The organism is Arcicella sp. BE140 (assembly GCF_031456255.1).
Lineage (GTDB): Bacteria > Bacteroidota > Bacteroidia > Cytophagales > Spirosomataceae > Arcicella > Arcicella aquatica.
This window is the reverse complement of sequence record NZ_JAVDUE010000012.1, coordinates 56541-73524: the sequence shown is the minus strand read 5'-3', so window position 1 is coordinate 73524 and position 16984 is coordinate 56541. Positions and strand designations below refer to the sequence as shown.

The following is a 16984-nucleotide window of genomic DNA, read 5'->3' as shown; positions in this document are numbered from 1 at the left end:
ATTTAAAATATCAACAAAAAAGCCTGCAAAAATATTTTTTGCAGGCTTTTTTGTTGATATAACTCCACAATCTATTTAGCAAACTTAGCTTTTACAAAAGCAAAAACCATTGGAAAAACAGAAAAGGCTACGATACCTAATACTACTTTTTCTAAATTATGTTTTACCCATTCATTAGTTCCTAAAAAATAACCCAATAAAGTAATAGCCGTTACCCACAAAACAGCACCTAGTATACAAAATGTTATATAAGTACTGTATTTCATACTGCCAGCACCTGCTACAAATGGTGCTACTGTACGGACTATTGGTACAAAACGAGCCATGATAACAGTTTGTCCACCATGTTTGGCATAAAACTCTTCTGTTTTGGTAATGTGTTCACGCTTTAAAAATAGAATCTTATCTTTAGATTTTACGTATTCGCTAAAGTACTTTCCAACGAAATAGTTTAAGTTATCTCCTAAAAGGGCTGCCCCAATTAATAATGGAATAACAAAACTAATTTCAATTTTTCCCGTAGACGATGCTAGAAAACCAACTGCAAATAGCAAGGAATCTCCCGGCAATAATGGCATAACAACAAAACCTGTTTCTACGAAAATAATCAAGAAAAGTAATGCATAAGTAAGAGCTCCATATTCGCTGATAAAATCAGAAAGTATAGGAGTTGGATTTTTAAGAAACTCTAAAATAAAGTTGATAATTTCCATTTGTTCGTTGGGTTTGTTTAGTAAGTATTATACATTAAAAATCAGTTATGAGAAAAGGCACTTCTTGCATTCGCCTTCACTAATAACTGATTCTTTCTGTTTGTTGATGTTGAGTGGTTACTTATCCAAAAAATGAGTAAATGTATCACCTCTTAATCCCAGACGAATGGTCTCTAAAGAAATCACTTCGTGCGGAGCAATATTGCCAACGTTTACATTAGCCCCTACCAACTTCACGAACCAAACTTGTTGAGATTTTTGCGGAGCTTCCCAAATGATTTTCTCTTCTGGAATCTCTGTAAGAATTTCTTCTACCAATCCCTGACGAACTTCACCTGATGCACGGAACAAACCAACGTTTCCGCCCTCGCGCGCTTCGCCAATTACTTTCCAAGCACCTGCCTCTAGCTCAGCTTTCATCAATTTAATCCACTTGTATGGAGGAATGATTTTAGCTTCGTCTTTAGAACCTACTTCAGAAAGTACAGTTACTTGCTGGGCTAAAGTTCTGATATATTCGCATTTATCATCTTGTTCCATTTCTAAAGAACCATCAGAAACTTCAGCATACTCCATTCCAAATTGATCTAAAATACGACGGTACTCATCAAATTGTTTACGAATAATAAAAGCTTCAAATAAAGTCCCTCCAAAATATACAGGAATCCCTGCTGATTTGTAAACGGCTAATTTTTCTTTCAAGTTTGGTGTTACAAACGATGTAGCCCATCCTAACTTTACAATGTCAGTATAAGCAGCACTCGTTTCCAAAAAATCCTCTATCTGTCTGATACTTAGACCTTTGTCCATCACCATTGTGTATCCTTTTTGGCGTGGTTTAATAGTTCTCTCAGGAATTTGAGTAAGTGGATAATTCATATTTTGTTATCGGTTATCAGTTGTCACCTGTCGTTTTTCGGGTATTGATTTCCAAATTTTTACTTAAAAAAAAGCACATTATTTAATCAATACAAGAACGTGAACTGCAAAATTAAATATATCCTTGCTATCCAGCAAATTAGAATGTTCATATATTGTGTTAATTCAATACAAGACACACATAACACTCTATAAAACAATCACTTAACTTTTTTTGAAAAATAATTTTTCTTAGATTTATAAAAATTTAACAAAAAGGTGTTCTTTTTATGAACACTGTTCATTATTTTTGTGCCAAATGATTTTAAACTTCTAAAAATATGAAAAATTCAATTAACACGATTATTATGTTTCTGTTAATAATCAATCTTGGCAAGGCACAGTCTGTTAATAAAGATGCTATTTTAGGAGAATGGCTTTCTGAAGAAAAAGACGGGAAGGTGTTAATTTTTAAACAAGGAGAAAAATATTTTGGAAAAGTAATTTGGGGAAAGTCTGCTGGAAAAAAAGATGAGAAGAATCCAGACCCTTCGCTAAGAAACAGAGATATTATCGGTTCTACTATTTTAAAAGACTTTAGTTTCAAAGGAAAATCATGGGAAGGCGGAAACGTTTATGACCCTAACAATGGTAAGAGTTACTCTTGCACGATGAAGCTAAAGAGTAATGACGAATTAGAAATCAGGGGTTATGTTGGTATTTCTTTATTAGGAAGGTCAACAGTATGGACAAGAGTTAAATGATTTTTGTGGAAATTGTATCCACATTTTAAAATCGAACATTCAAAATATGGGTATTATCGAGAGAAAAGAAAGAGAAAGGCAAGAAGTTCGGTCATTGATTTTAGAAGCTGCACAACAGGCCTTTATAGAAGACGGCTACGAGAAGGCTTCTATCCGTGCCATTGCCGACCGTGTGGAGTATAGTCCAGCAACAATATATCTTTATTTTAAAGACAAAAGTGAGATTTTCTTTGCTGTTCATGAATTAGGTTTTGAAAAATTAATACTGGAAATGTCTGATGCGATTGAGGGTATAAAGAATCCCCTTGAAAAACTTCGTCAGCAAGGATATGCTTATATGAAGTTTGCTTTGGAAAACCCAGCCATGTATGATTTGATGTTTATCCAGAATGCACCTATGGAAGCCATTTTTGACAATGAAGAATGGGCCTGTGGTCATAGATGTTTTGAACTTATCTGCACTATTGTACAAGAATGTATTGATAATAAGTTAATCAAGATTTCTGGATTAGAATTAGCAACTATGTCGATTTGGTCGTTTATGCACGGTTTAGTTTCACTTAAAATAAGGAATAGATTTAAAATGTTCCCACAAGAACACATTCAACAATTAATGTCTGCTTCAGTGGAACAGATGATAGAACTTATTCAACATGACTAATCCATCGCTTGATTTTTTCACTAACCTCGTCGGCAAACCCTTAGCCGAAAATAGTCCTTCGCCTGTTTCAAAATGGCTAGATGGCATTTTGGTTAGCCTTGAACATGGCTCTATTACGGTAGAATACACCATTCGCAAAGATATGTGTAACCCTGCGCATATTCTTCACGGTGGCGTAGCAGCTACGATGATGGATGACATTATCGGGATGACAATCTTTAGTATGGGGCATACGGCTTTCTATAGTACAGTCAATCTTTCAATTGATTACTTATTTTCTGCTAAAATTGGAGAAAAGGTTACCGCAAAATCCAAGATAATCAGAGTAGGCAAAAAAATAGCCCATGCCGAAGGCGAAATCAGGAACGAACAAGGGACGATTATTGCAAAATGTACGACCAATCTGGTATCTACCAGCAACGAAATAAAGTCCTTATAATTTATTCATCTAAAAAGCACTATTCCATCATTTCAGATTAAGTGCTTTTTATTTTGCTTAACAACTAAACACTGTTTATATTTTAAATAACGTTTATGAAAACCCTAAAAATTTACGCAAACCCTTTTATAGCAATCAAGCTTGCCAATAATAAAGTGGTTTTACTATTGCTTGTAAGTATTAGCTTCTTGATAGATGCGAAGGCTCAATCTGATATTTTAAACCAATATGTACAAGAAGGTTTAAAAAATAGCCAGATTATTAAACAGCAACAATTCTCTTTACAAAAAGCTGTATATGCCCTTGAGGAAGCGAAGGCACTCTTTAAACCTAATGTTAGTTTCAACACTACTGTTTCGGCTGCACAAGGTGGGCGTAAAATCGAAATTCCAGTAGGTGATTTGGTAAACCCTGTTTACACAACCTTAAATGCACTGACCAATTCAAATAAGTTTCCACAAATCTCTAATACTTCTGAGCAACTCGTCCCTAAAGATTTTTACGATTTGCGTTTCAAAACCACTATGCCCATTTTGAATGCTGAGATTAGGTATAATCAAGCCATCAAAAAAGAGCAAATAACGGTACAACAAACCGAAATTCAGGTATATAAACGTGAATTAGTCCGCGACATCAAAGCTGCCTATTTTAATTATTTAAAAGCTACCGAAGCTGTTAAGGTGTATGAAAATGCGCTAAAAATTCTTCAAGAAAGCGAACGGGTAAATGAAAGCTTGATTAAAAATGGGTCGGCTAATCCAACCGTTCTGGTACGTACCCGTAACGAAATCGCTAAAATAGATGCTGAAATTAGCAATGCCAAAGGCAATCAACTGAATGCGGCTGCGTATTTTAATTTTTTATTGAACAAAGATTTTAGTTCCAACATTGTAATCGAAAACCTTAATACCTCTTTACTAGACTTGAACCTTGAAGATGGACACCGAGAGGAACTAGATAAGATTCAGGCAGGAATCAATATCAACAAACAGCTTGTAGGGCTTAGCCAATCTTATAAAAAACTAAAAGTTGGGGCTTCATTAGATGTAGGTTCGCAAGGACGTTTTGCACAAATAGCTAGTGCGGATAAAAACTTCTTTAGTCCAAATGCCTTTGTGTTGGTTGGTGTTTCGTTCGACTTACCTGTCTATTCATTTGGGAGAAATCAGTTAAAAGTAAAACAGTCGGAAATGGATTTGGCAGCTTTAGATACCCAAGCACAACAGGTAAAAAACCAATTGGCACTCCAGACCGAAATGGCACAAAATTCATTGAGTTCATCTAAAAAAGTATTTGAATCTAAGGCTTCGCAAATATCAACTGCCGAAAGGTATTACCGTGATATGCTTCGCAGATACAAAGAAGGCAACCTAAGCTTTATAGAATTGCTTGATGCACAAACACAAATCACCACAGCACAATTACAACAGTCTATTTCTCTTTATGATGTTTGGCTAAAATGGACTGACCTAGAAAGAGCCAAAGCTAGTTACGAAATCAAATAACCCTACTAAGAAATCATGTTTAACACGATAAAAAGCATTTTCAGAAACGTTACTGAAAAAAATAATATCATCGCCCGCCCCAAAACGGCAAAAGCTGGCAAGAAGTCATTTTATGATTTAACCATCAAAAATCTGACAGGTAAGAAAGACATCTGCTTTGCTGATTTTAAAGGCAAAAAAGTATTGATTATCAACACGGCTTCTAAATGTGGATACACACCACAATATGAAGACTGGCAAAAATTTCATGAAAAATTTGGAGATAAAGTAGTTGTTATCGGTATGCCCGCCAATAATTTTCTAGCACAGGAATCTGGCAGTGCCTCTGAGATTGAAGAATTCTGCCAAGTAAACTATGGCGTTTCATTCACGATTACAGAAAAAGTAAGTGTTTCTGGCAAAGACAAACATCCTATTTATCAGTGGCTTTCAGATGAAAACAAAAATGGCTGGAACAATATAGAACCAAGCTGGAATTTTTGTAAATACTTAATCAACGAAAAAGGAGAATTAACGCATTTTTTTGGTTCAGCCGTTAAGCCCGAAAATCCTTCTTTCAAACAAGCTTTAGCATTCTAAATCAATTTTTAAGAATAAATATTCAAAGGATATGAAAAAAATTATCACTTATTCTATTGGCTTTTCCTTACTGTTTTCGTTACTGGTAAGTTGTGGCAAAAAAGCACCAGAAAAAAAATCTTTGGCAGACGAAGATGTAATCGCCGTAAAATTGGCGGACGTTGTCCAAGGTAATTCAAATGAAGTCATCAAAGCCTCTGGGTTAATAGCTTCATTGCAAGAGGCTCGTTTATCGTTCAAAACAGGAGGAATCATCGCCAAAATTTATGTAAAGGAAGGTCAGAATGTTTCGAAAGGGCAACTATTAGCCTCGTTAAACCTTACTGAAATCAATGCACAAGTACAACAAGCTTCTGAAAGTGTACAAAAAGCCGAACGTGATTTAAGAAGAGTGACAAACCTTTATAAAGATTCTGTAGCTACCCTTGAACAAGTTCAAAACCTAACTACGGCTTTGAGTGTAGCCAAACAAAACTTTGAAATTGCGAATTACAATCAGGGATTTTCTAAAATCTATGCTACTTCAACAGGTGTCATTGTAAAAAAGCTCATGAATGAAGGCGAATTAGCTGGTCCAGGCACTCCTGTATTTTTTATGAATGCAACCAGTGCTAACGACTGGGTCCTGAAAGTGGGTGTTGCTGATAAAGACTGGACACGCCTTCATTTAGGGGATAAAGCTACTATTCAATTAGATGCTTTTGCGGATACTCCATTTACGGCTACTGTCTCTAATCTATCACAAGGAGCAGACCAAAGCTCAGGATTATATCAGGCAGAATTAAAGTTAAATACGCAAGGTAAAAAAATAGCTACGGGGCTATTCGGTAATGCCATCATTACGCCAAATGCTATCCATCAAAATACCTTTGTGCCCATTGATGCCGTCATTGAAGGTAATGGAAATGATGCTTTTGTGTATACAGTTGAAAACGGAAAAGCACACAAAGTGGCCATTAAAATACTTTCTATCAATAGTGATAAAGTATTTATCCAGCCTCCATCTGTACCTATCACACAAGTAATCACTGGCGGGTCTGCGTATTTAGTAGAAGGAAGCAAGGTTAAAATCATTCAATAAAAAGAGAGTTTCACACTCAAATAAAATTATTATGAAAATCTCTGAATTCTCAGTTAAAAATTACCAATTCACGCTGGTCGTGTTTTTGGGTATTCTTTCAATAGGAATTTACTCCTTATTGAATATGCCTCGTGGAGAAGACCCTGAATTTTCTTCTCCTCAGTTTGGTGTCACGGTTATTTATCCAGGAGCTTCCCCCAAAGATGTTGAACAGTTAGTAGCCGATGTAGTAGAAAAACGTATTAACGAATTAGATAATATCGAAAGAGTTAGAACCAGTATTTATGATGGTGTAGCTATTTTTCAGGTTGAATACGCTTTTGAATCGGACCCAGAGGAAAAATACCAAGAGATAGTGCGTGAAATGAACGCCGTCAGGAAAGAATTGCCTGCCGATGTATTAGATGTACGCATAGAACGGTATCAGCCTGACGGTGTAAATATTTATCAATTTGCCTTAGTGTCTGAAAACCTCCCCTACTCTCAATTAGAAAAGTATGCCGACGATTTGGAAAAAACGTTAGAGAAAAATCGTTCTCTAAAAAATATTAAAAGTTGGGGCTTTCCTCAGCGAAAGATATCGGTAGAGTTGAATCAGGCAAAATTGGCACAAGACAAAATCCCTGTAAACAGAGTATTAGGAGCGATTCAGTCTGAAAACGTAAATATTCCGGGTGGTTCACTGAATCTTTCAAACAAAAAATTTAATGTAAAAACCTCTGGAAATTTTAAAGATATTGAGGAAATCAAAAATGTCATTGTTTTTACCAACGGTACTAAAATCGTTTACTTGAAGGACATTGCCGAAGTAAAATATGCCTACGAAGACGAAACGCATAAAACACGTTTAAACGGACACAGAAGTGTATTTGTAACGGCCTGCCAGAAGTTTGGGCAAAACATTATCAAAGTACGTGCACAGACTGACCCGAAAATCGAGGAGTTTAGAAAGACTTTACCTAAATCCGTAGACTTGGTAAAAGTATTCGATCAGGCAGAATCTGTTGATAAACGATTGATGCGTTTCGCCAAAGATTTCGGCATTGCCATCCTATTGGTATTGATTACCCTTTTGCCTTTGGGTTCTAGGGCTAGTTTAGTAGTAATGATTTCTATTCCGCTTTCATTGGCCATTGGGCTTGCACTTTTATATGCCTTAGGTTTTACCATCAACCAACTTTCTATCGTTGGGATGATTGTAGCGTTGGGTATTCTGGTGGATGACTCTATCGTGGTCGTCGAAAATATCGAACGGTTTATGCGGATGGGGATTCCTAAAAAACAAGCAGCGATTGATGCCACCAAACAAATTAGCTTGGCCGTAGTAGGTTGTACAGTGTTGTTAATCTTTGCGTTTTTACCTGTAGCTAACTTACCAGAAGCCGCTGGAAAATTTATCCGTAGCTTGCCTATGGCTGTAAGTGTTACGGTATTGGCTTCTATGGTTGTAGCCCTAACTATCGTACCGTTTTTATCAAGTGTTATCTTAAAAAATCATGAAAATGCTGAAGGTAATTTCATTTTAAGAGGTATGAAACGTTTGATTTCCGCTACTTATGGTAAATTGATGGATTGGTGTTTACAACATCCTAAAATCACTTTAGCAGGTGCTTTAGGCATCTTTGTAGGTGTGATGATGATTGCCAAATTCTTTTTAGGCTTCTCGCTTTTCCCTACTTCCGAAAAGCCCATGTTTTTGGTTAACGTAACAACGCCTGTTGGAACCAACCTAAAAGCAACCAACGAAGTAGTGCGTTTTGTAGAAAATGAACTAAAAAAAGAGCCAGAAATTAAAAACATAGCGGCCAATATTGGTAGAGGAAACCCTAGAATTTACTATAATGTAATCGGCGGAGCAGAATCTGAAAACTTTGGACAGCTTTTTGTTCTTTTACAAGATGTTGAAACAAAGGAGAAAAAGCAGATAATAGATAGATTGAGAACTCAGTTGGCTAATTATCCTAATGCTAAAATTGAAGTAAAAGATTTTGAACAAGGCCCACCTTTGGAAGCACCGATTGCTTACAGAGTTTTTGGGAATAATTTAGATAGCTTAAGAATCATTGCGGGACAAATTGAAAAGATTTTAGCAGCTCAAGAGGGCTCTATTTATACTGACAATCCGCTAAGAGTACAACCAACAGACCTAAGAGTACATATTAACAAAGAAAAAGCTGGTTTGTTAGGCGTAAACATTTCTGAAATAGACCGCACAGTGCGTTTGGGCATTGCGGGCTTGAATGTAGGTACTTATCGTGAAGAAGGACAAATCGATGACTATAACATCAATGTTTCGATTCCAAGAACAGATACCAAACAGAATTTTGAGGTATTTGACAATCTGTATGTAAATAATGCCTTAGGAACGGCTATTCCTATTAAGCAATTGATTGAAGTGAAATTTGAAACTTCGCCCAACCAGATAAAACATTATAATAAAGACCGATATGTAACCATTTCTACCTTCTTGAAGTCTGGTTATAACACTGCTAAAGTGAATCAGGAATTAATTCAGAAATTGAATAAATTCAAATTTCCACAAGGTTTTTATTATACCGTATCGGGTGAAGCAGAAAATGCAGAAAAATCTTTTGGAGGCATAGGGGTAATTATCCTGATAACTGTCTTTGGGATGATTGCTATTCTTATCTTAGAATTTAGGAATTTTAAATCGACGCTCATTGTACTTTCTGTAATTCCTCTAGGAATTGTTGGAGCCATTGCTGGGCTGTTAATTGCAGGAGAAAATTTATCATTTACGGCCGTAATTGGTTTTATAGCCTTAATTGGTATAGAAATTAAAAACTCGCTCTTATTAGTAGATTTCACGAATCAACTCAGAGAAGACGGAATGGAGCTAGACGAAGCCATTCACCAAGCAGGTGAAATTCGTTTTGTACCCATCTTATTAACATCATTCACTGCTATCGGAGGATTAATTCCATTGATCATTGAATATTCTGATTTGTATTCGCCTTTGGCGATTGTACTAATTGGTGGTATTACAAGTTCTACATTGTTGGCTCGTTTAGTTACACCAGTAATGTATAAATTACTTCCGCCAAGTATTAGTAAAAAAGCAATACAGGCTTAATAAGCTTTTGCAAGCCCTGAGGGAAATACTATTTGAATATCATTGAGCGTTTTTAACAGAGAGAATTTTATCTATTAAATTAAAATTTTAAATCAATGAAATTCAACACGAGTAAACTTATTCAATTTTTATCACGGAATTTCTATATTAATCCGCGATTAATTGCACCACAGAAACGTTTTTATGCAGATTTGGGGATGAACTCGTTAGAGTTCCTTGAATTGATTGTCTATTTAGAAAATACTTATGGAATTGTTTTGCCAGATAATGAGGTGGATAAAATTCAGACGATAAAGCAACTCTCTGAAGTAATGGAAGCAAACCTTGTTCGTGTAGAAGCTTAAGCAGTAAAGCATGGCTACATGGCTTTTGGGAAGAGTTTAATATAAATTTAATCTTGACCAAAATCATTCAAATTCCATCAAAAAAGGGTTTAGCAATTACTTAGTAGCTAAACCCTTTTTTGATGAAAAACATTTATCCAGCTATTTCGTTCAACGCTTTTACAAAAGCATCTAACTCTTGGGTAGTAATATATAAATGTGGGGTTACTCTTACACCCATGACATTAGCTTTCTGATTAGCAATTGCCACTGTGAAGATTTTGTATTTATCAAAAAGAAGCTTTGATAATTCAGGAGGGGTTTTCCCTTTTACGCCCACATTGGCAATACCACAACTTCGGGCATTTTCTTGAGGAGTATTAAGGATGATGTTTGGATTATCTCGTACTTTATCTGTCCAATATTTTTGAAGAAATCTTAACCGAGCTTCCTTTCGTTGAATACCAATTTTCTGATGAAATTTAATGGCATCCTGAATGGCTAAGTCTGTAGCAACAGGTACGGTTCCTGTATGGTTCAGTTTACGAATATCGTCATCGGCAAAACCCATATCTCCATACAATTGCCAAATTTGTTTGATTTTATCTTTCCTAACATACAGAATCCCTGCCCCTAGCGGATTTCCTAGCCATTTATGCAAACTACTACCATAATAGTCGCAACCGCCAAGGTCTGCAATCTTAAAATCTAAATGACCAAAAGCATGAGCACCATCTACCATTACTTCTACCCCATGACGGTGTGCCATTTCTACAATTTTCTTAACAGGTAAAATCTGCCCTGTAATATTTATTAAGTGGCAAATCATCAACAAACGAGTTTTGGGCGTAATGGCTTTTTCATACACCTCCACAATTTCTTCGTCTGAGGTTGGATGATTAGGCACCGATACCATTTTATTCACCATGCCATATCTGCGTGCTTGTAGCCTGAACATATCCAACATCGCCCCATAATCTTGTTCAGCCATAATGGCTTCATCACCTTCTTTCCAATTGATGCCTGCAATGATAGTATCTAGCGACTCAGTAGTATTCCGTGTAATAATCAATTCTTCATACGAACAGCCGAGCAAGTCTGCTAATTGTTTTCGGGAAACCAATTTATCATCAAACTGTCGAGTCCGCATATAATAGGATGACACCTTGTTTACATCCCGTATGTGTTGAATATAACTTTCTAATACTTCGTTGGAAGCTAGAGAATAATAGCCATTTTCAAGATGAATAAAATCATGGGTAAAGTTATAGGCTTGTCGGATGTTTTGCCAAAAGGCTTCGTCTTCGGCTAATTGTTGGGCAGGAATATCAATGGTTTTAGCCAGCAGGCTTTCAATATCCAGCATCGAAATGGCGGAAATACCTGTAAATGTTTTTAGGAATTGACGTTTGGAAAGCATGGGTACAGTTTGGAGAAGAAGTATTAAATAGTTTTGCTTTCCTTGAAATTACAGAATAAATAAGACTTAAAAAATGGAATTTACTAAATTCGGTAAAAAGCATCGTAAATTGCGTCAATATTTGATGTAATCTCACGCTGAATGTCTCAAGAATTTCCACCACTTCCTATACTTTTCCAAGACGAACATTTTGTTGCCATTAACAAACCACATAATTTACTGGTACATCGTTCATCTATTGCTGCCGATGAAAGTGTTTTTGCACTGCAACTATTACGAGACCAATTGAATTGTTGGGTAAGTCCTTGTCATCGTTTAGACCGTAAAACCTCAGGTGTACTATTATTCGCCCTTTCGGCAGAGGCAGATAAAGAGGTAAAAAAGCAATTTGAAGCTCATACTATCCAAAAGAAATATTTAGCCTTAGTAAGAGGTTATTTACCAGAAACGGGTATGACTGATAGACCTTTGGAACGTGAGAAAGGGGGATTTCAAGACGCCATTACTCATTTTAGATGTTTGCAACAAGTAGAACTTCAGATTGAAGTAAGTCGCTATCCAACTTCACGATATTCTTTAGCAGAAATTTCACCAGAAACAGGTAGAATGCACCAAATTCGTAGGCATTTTGCTCAATTAAGGCATTATTTGATAGGTGATAAAACCTATGGGGAATGTAAGCACAATAAGATGTTTGAAGAAAAATTTGACTTGCATACCATGCTTTTGCATGCACAAGAATTAGTGTTTACCCATCCATTTACGCAAGAAAGTACTCGAATCATTGCTCCGATGAACGAAGAATTTACTCGAATACTTGCTGCCATTGGTATGAATACCGAAGGACTTTAATGCTGATGCATTAAAAGTCCTTCGCTAAACTAGATACCTCCTTGTACTTCTTGAACTGTTGCTCTTAAACCTGTATAATACAAGGTAGTAGTTGCTTCAAAACCAGAATCAGTACCAATAATCAACCAAATATCTCCTTTTGCATCCGTTTTACCCGTAAATACGCCTGATTTTCTGATTAATTTATACTCATTTTTCTCGGTACCATTGGCAATGTTACCATACACTTTCATGTCGTCTCCGCTAGTAGCTTGTTGCATTTTTTTAATATTCATTTTGTAGTGATTTGATGTACTATCAATCACTTTTCTAGGCTCGATTGAGGTAAGGCCTAAACCAAAATAAACACTTTCTCCTGGTGCACCACCCACACCCATGGCATTTGAAGGAGCATTAGAAGCAAACTCAACTTCAAAATTTATCGAATATTTCTGATTTGCTTTCAAGCCAGAATATTTTCTGGTGATATACATAAACAAATCATCGCTATGATTATTACCCGAAATTCTAAGTGCTTTTTTGGTCGTATCCAATGGCATTGGCAACTTAGCCTGAGCAAATTTTAACTCATAGAAATCTTCAGCACCTACAGGGTAATCTGCAAAATCTCCTTTCCATCCCTCTATTGAAGTATTAAAATTTTCGCCAATAGTGTACGTCGGAATGTAGGGAGTACTATCCATCGAACATGAGAATAGTAGTGAGGCTGCGAATACACTTAAAATGATTTTTTTCATGATTTTTTTAAAGTTTGTTTCCTCAATGACCCCACTATAGTTGGAATAGTTGGAAAATATTTCTTTATTTTTTTTGAAAAAATAGCTATCTTTATGATAATCAACACAATAAGAAACATTAAATTTAAAACTCTTATTGAACTGTTATGCTTTAATATTCATCGTTTGACAAACACCTTTATCGTAGCAACGTAATACTTTATATGTTCATTCTTTCAAAATAAAGGTATGTTTTACAAAATTTTTCAGCCACATCCAGCTTTGCGAGAGTTTGTAAATAACATCATGGTTTTTCAATTAGACATTCCTCTAAGTGAAAAACCACCTACTATTTCGTTCCCTCCCTTGGCTGAACAATGCCTTTATTTTTATCCTTTTGAAGTACCCGAAAGTGAGTACTTGACAACCAATAAAAAAGTAATTCTTCCACAAAGTATTCTGGTTGGTCCGCAAATCAATAGGATAAAACTAAAAATGCCTCATCGGAATTTTACAATTAAAGTAGGTTTTCAGCCAGGCGGATTATATCGTTTGTTGGGCATACCCATGACCGAAATGATTATGGATGAATCGTTAGAAAGTACATATTTTTTAGATAAAAATATCAAGTTCATAATTGAACAATTACAAGAAACGACTTCTTTAGAAAAGTCGCTCGAAATTATCCAAAACTTCCTTTTGAGTAAGCTAAAAGTATTAAAACCAAAACTCCCATTAGACGCTGTCTTACCTTTGATAAACAAAAGTGGAGGCTTAGTAAATATCGACACCATCGCCTCGCAAGCTTGTGTAAGTAATCGCCAATTAGAGCGTTTGTTTTTACAACGTTTGGGACTTCAACCCAAATTTTTTACAAGAATGATACGTTTTGCGAAGGCTTGGACTATTAAAGAAAAATTTCCTGACACAAAATGGACAACGATTGCTTATGAATGTGGTTATTTTGACCAAATGCACTTGATTAGAGACTTCAAAGCTTTTTGTGGAATCTCTCCTTCTGTTATAGAAGCAGAATTCAAAAACTCTCCATATTATCTAGGAAATCACTTTTATGACGACTGATACGCTCTCCAAAGATGTCGTATTTGTACTATTCTTAGGCGAACTAACAGCCTAATTTTGTAATCATAACGCTAAAAAAATATGATTATGAAATCTTTACTCCTCTCTTTTCTTTTACTCTCAAGCCCTTATTTTGGCTTTGCTCAAGACCATTCTCAAGATAAGATAGCTATCGAAAAGCAAGTTGATGCCGTCATAAATAGCTGGAATAATCACAATTATAATGATATGAAAGATTACGCTACAGAAGATGCTGATTGGGTAAATGTGGTAGGAATGTGGTGGAAAAACAGAAAAGAAGTACAATATGCACATCAAGTTTTTCACAAAGTAATGTTTCAAAACACTCCTTTATCAAAAACGAGCGTTCATACCAGATTCATTACGAATGATGTAGCCGTTGTGCATTTATATTGGCATATTGGAGCTTATACTACACCCAATGGTAATCACTATAACGAAGCCGAAAACTTAGCTTTGATGGTTTTCGTGAATAAAGCAGGGAAATGGCTTTTAACCTCCACAGAAAATTTAGTAATTAACGAAGCAGCACAACAAAGTAATCCCGTAAATAAAATGCCCAAAGAATAATTCAAAATATTTTTAGGCTTATCGTTCTGAGTATTAATAAATTCACTAATTTTGCAGTCCCGAAAATGAAGCTAATGGTACTTTCGTTGAGGGAATCAAATCATTTAAACGTACCAATTCGATGAATCAAAAAATCAGAATTAAATTGAAGTCATTTGACCACACTTTAGTGGACAAATCGGCTGAGAAAATCGTGAAAGCGGTTAAAGCTACAGGTGCAGTGGTTTCAGGACCAATTCCTTTGCCTACAAAAATTGAAAAATTCACAGTTTTGCGTTCTCCACACGTTAACAAAAAAGCTCGTGAACAATTCCAATTATGTACTTACAAGCGTCTAATTGACATTTTCTCATCTTCTCCAAAAACAGTTGATGCGTTAATGAAATTAGAATTGCCTTCAGGTGTTGATGTTGAAATCAAGGTGTAGTTTTCCTTGCTTTGATACATACAAAAAATCCCTTCTAACATTGTTAAAAGGGATTTTTTATTTTTGGAGCATGCTTACTTTTTCAAAATAGCTAATTCAGCCTGCACGAAATCCATCAATGAAGCAATATGTTCTTTTGAAAAATCAAATGGAATATTGGCCGCCTCATAAATCTCACGCATTGGTTTGGTATAACCCAATTTCAAGGCATTCAAATATCCTTCCAAGCCTTTTTCTGGATTCTCCTTATAGTTTTTCCATACGCCAATTGCGCCTAACTGTGCAATACCATATTCGATATAATAAAAAGGCAATTCAAAAATATGTAACTGACGGTGCCACATCCACGATTTATAATTTTCTAAGCCAGACCAATCCGTTACCGAATCAGTAAATTTTTCATAGATATTAACCCAAGCTTTGGTACGCTCTTCAACCGTATGCGTTGGATTTTCATAAATCCAGTGCTGAAATTTATCGACCGTTGCTACCCACGGAAGTGTACTGATGATGTCTTCTAAGTGTTGGATTTTAGCACGCTTTAACTCCTCCTCGTTATCAAAATACACATTCCAGAAATCCATCGAAATCAATTCCATCGACATCGAAGCTAATTCTGCTACCTCTGAAGGGAAATTACGGAAAGTATTCAACATCAAGTCTTTCGTCACGATAGAATGCACCGCATGGCCGCCCTCATGAAGCATCGTAATTACGTCACGCATCAATGATGAGGCATTCATAAAAATGAATGGAAAACCTGTTTCTTCTAATGGATAATTATATCCTCCGGGTGCTTTGCCAACTCTTGATTCTAAATCCAAACGCCCCATACCTTTCATAATGGTTAAGCATTCGCCCAAGAATGGGTCTAATTGTGTAAAACACTCAATGGTTTTATTCAATAAATCTTCTCCTCCTTTAAAAGGATGTAACGCTGGGCGACCTTTTGCATCAACGGCTTTGTCCCAAGGACGTAATTCGCTAACAGCTAAGGCACTTTTTCTTTCCTTCGCTAAATTGTTCAACATCGGAACAAGGGTTTCAGCTACGGCATCATGGAAATTAAAGCAATCGGCAGTTGTGTAATCAAAACGTTTTAATGCGGCAAAAGAATAATCACGATAATTTTCAAACCCCGCATTCAAGGCAATCTGATGACGCAAAGCCGTCAATTTATTAAAAAGCTCGTCCAGCTTTTCATGATCTTGAAAACGGCGTTCTTGTATTTTTCTATAAACAGATTCTCTTAAAGAACGGTCGGTATTTTCCAAGAAAACTCCTGCTTGTTGCAAAGTTTTGGTTTGTCCGTCCAACTCAACCGTCATCGCTCCTACTATCGCTTGGTATTGGCTAGAAAGGTTCTGGACTTCAGTAAACAGCGTAATATTTTCATTTCTGAAGATTTCGGTCGATTTCTTCATTCCTCTAATCGTAATGTCAAAACCTGTATCAGTCAATTCATCCAGAAATGGGCTTTCCAACGTCTTTTTATTCAAAACATCGTCGTATTCAGCCAAATGAGGTTGTATTTCGGTCACAAAATGATCAAAATTTGCTTTGATTTCTTTGTCGCCCGTATCGCAAGTCATTTTGATATAACGCCAAGCAAAGTTTTCAGAAAGGTAGCTTTCTAATTCAGAACGATCAGTGAAAAACTTTCGTAAATCTTCTACATTATTAATAGTACGCTCTACTAAATTATCAAATAAAGGTTTTACACTCTCCCAAGTGCTTAATTGAAAATCTGCCGTTAAAAATTTACGGATTGGTGGATTAATGTTTATGGATTTTGTCATTTTATTTTAATCAAAGAAGTAGGTAGCTATTGATCAGATTTCAAGCTACTCGTATGTTAAATTTTGTTTATCAAAAGTA

At 35.9% G+C, this 16984-nt stretch carries 17 protein-coding genes; 12 read left to right on the top strand and 5 right to left on the bottom strand.

Going from position 1 to position 16984, the window contains the following annotated elements:
- Positions 1 to 71: 71 nt before the first annotated feature.
- Both J2Y60_RS16770 and J2Y60_RS16765 read right to left on the bottom strand, forming a co-directional pair.
- Complete coding sequence (locus J2Y60_RS16770; RefSeq protein ID WP_309920954.1) at positions 72 to 713, bottom strand: VTT domain-containing protein; 642 nt, start codon at positions 711 to 713, stop codon at positions 72 to 74.
- Between the two features lie 117 nt (positions 714 to 830).
- Complete coding sequence (locus J2Y60_RS16765; RefSeq protein ID WP_309920956.1) at positions 831 to 1592, bottom strand: phosphosulfolactate synthase; 762 nt, start codon at positions 1590 to 1592, stop codon at positions 831 to 833.
- 320 nt (positions 1593 to 1912) lie between these two features.
- Between J2Y60_RS16765 and J2Y60_RS16760 the strand changes: the two genes are divergently transcribed.
- The 8 genes from J2Y60_RS16760 (at position 1913) to J2Y60_RS16725 (ending at position 10038) form a co-directional block, all read left to right on the top strand.
- Positions 1913 to 2335, top strand: a complete 423-nt coding sequence (locus J2Y60_RS16760) for a DUF2147 domain-containing protein (protein WP_309920959.1) — start codon at positions 1913 to 1915, stop codon at positions 2333 to 2335.
- Between the two features lie 46 nt (positions 2336 to 2381).
- Positions 2382 to 2996 carry a TetR/AcrR family transcriptional regulator gene (locus tag J2Y60_RS16755; protein ID WP_309920960.1) on the top strand — a complete coding sequence of 205 codons (615 nt, stop codon included), beginning with the start codon at positions 2382 to 2384 and terminating at the stop codon, positions 2994 to 2996.
- On the top strand, positions 2989 to 3435 hold the full coding sequence (locus J2Y60_RS16750; protein ID WP_309920962.1) for a PaaI family thioesterase: 447 nt from the start codon (positions 2989 to 2991) through the stop codon (positions 3433 to 3435). The genes J2Y60_RS16755 and J2Y60_RS16750 overlap by 8 nt, the downstream gene beginning before the upstream one ends.
- Positions 3436 to 3530: 95 nt before the next feature.
- Positions 3531 to 4940, top strand: a complete 1410-nt coding sequence (locus J2Y60_RS16745; RefSeq protein WP_309920965.1) for a TolC family protein — start codon at positions 3531 to 3533, stop codon at positions 4938 to 4940.
- A 15-nt stretch (positions 4941 to 4955) separates the two neighbouring features.
- Positions 4956 to 5519 (top strand): glutathione peroxidase, encoded by a 564-nt coding sequence (locus J2Y60_RS16740; RefSeq protein WP_309920968.1) that lies wholly within the window; start codon positions 4956 to 4958, stop codon positions 5517 to 5519.
- A 31-nt stretch (positions 5520 to 5550) separates the two neighbouring features.
- Positions 5551 to 6600: an efflux RND transporter periplasmic adaptor subunit gene (locus J2Y60_RS16735; protein ID WP_309920970.1), complete on the top strand. Its 1050-nt coding sequence runs from the start codon at positions 5551 to 5553 to the stop codon at positions 6598 to 6600.
- A 31-nt stretch (positions 6601 to 6631) separates the two neighbouring features.
- A complete protein-coding gene (locus J2Y60_RS16730) occupies positions 6632 to 9694 on the top strand; it encodes an efflux RND transporter permease subunit (RefSeq protein ID WP_309920971.1) in 3063 nt (1020 codons plus the stop codon).
- A 95-nt stretch (positions 9695 to 9789) separates the two neighbouring features.
- Positions 9790 to 10038, top strand: coding sequence for an acyl carrier protein (locus J2Y60_RS16725; RefSeq protein ID WP_309920974.1), 249 nt, complete (start codon positions 9790 to 9792; stop codon positions 10036 to 10038).
- A 133-nt stretch (positions 10039 to 10171) separates the two neighbouring features.
- Here J2Y60_RS16725 and J2Y60_RS16720 read toward each other — a convergent pair whose 3' ends face one another.
- Positions 10172 to 11437 carry an aminotransferase class V-fold PLP-dependent enzyme gene (locus J2Y60_RS16720; RefSeq protein WP_309920977.1) on the bottom strand — a complete coding sequence of 422 codons (1266 nt, stop codon included), beginning with the start codon at positions 11435 to 11437 and terminating at the stop codon, positions 10172 to 10174.
- Positions 11438 to 11578: 141 nt separating this feature from the next.
- Here J2Y60_RS16720 and J2Y60_RS16715 point away from each other — a divergent pair, with 141 nt between their 5' ends.
- A complete protein-coding gene (locus J2Y60_RS16715) occupies positions 11579 to 12289 on the top strand; it encodes a pseudouridine synthase (RefSeq protein WP_309920979.1) in 711 nt (236 codons plus the stop codon).
- Between the two features lie 29 nt (positions 12290 to 12318).
- On the opposite strand, the gene J2Y60_RS16710 is transcribed toward J2Y60_RS16715, so the two are convergent.
- The gene (locus tag J2Y60_RS16710) at positions 12319 to 13026 is read right to left on the bottom strand and encodes a hypothetical protein (RefSeq protein ID WP_309920982.1); all 708 of its coding nucleotides are present in this window, start codon (positions 13024 to 13026) and stop codon (positions 12319 to 12321) included.
- A gap of 228 nt (positions 13027 to 13254) precedes the next feature.
- On the opposite strand from J2Y60_RS16710, the gene J2Y60_RS16705 reads away from it, so the two are divergent.
- From J2Y60_RS16705 to rpsJ, 3 genes are all read left to right on the top strand, one after another.
- Positions 13255 to 14088, top strand: coding sequence for a helix-turn-helix domain-containing protein (locus J2Y60_RS16705; protein WP_309920985.1), 834 nt, complete (start codon positions 13255 to 13257; stop codon positions 14086 to 14088).
- 87 nt (positions 14089 to 14175) lie between these two features.
- Positions 14176 to 14679: an SgcJ/EcaC family oxidoreductase gene (locus J2Y60_RS16700; protein WP_309920987.1), complete on the top strand. Its 504-nt coding sequence runs from the start codon at positions 14176 to 14178 to the stop codon at positions 14677 to 14679.
- A 121-nt stretch (positions 14680 to 14800) separates the two neighbouring features.
- Positions 14801 to 15106, top strand: a complete 306-nt coding sequence (rpsJ, locus tag J2Y60_RS16695) for a 30S ribosomal protein S10 (RefSeq protein WP_184135098.1) — start codon at positions 14801 to 14803, stop codon at positions 15104 to 15106.
- Positions 15107 to 15180: 74 nt separating this feature from the next.
- Here rpsJ and J2Y60_RS16690 read toward each other — a convergent pair whose 3' ends face one another.
- Positions 15181 to 16905: a M3 family oligoendopeptidase gene (locus tag J2Y60_RS16690; RefSeq protein ID WP_309920990.1), complete on the bottom strand. Its 1725-nt coding sequence runs from the start codon at positions 16903 to 16905 to the stop codon at positions 15181 to 15183.
- Positions 16906 to 16984 lie beyond the last annotated feature (79 nt).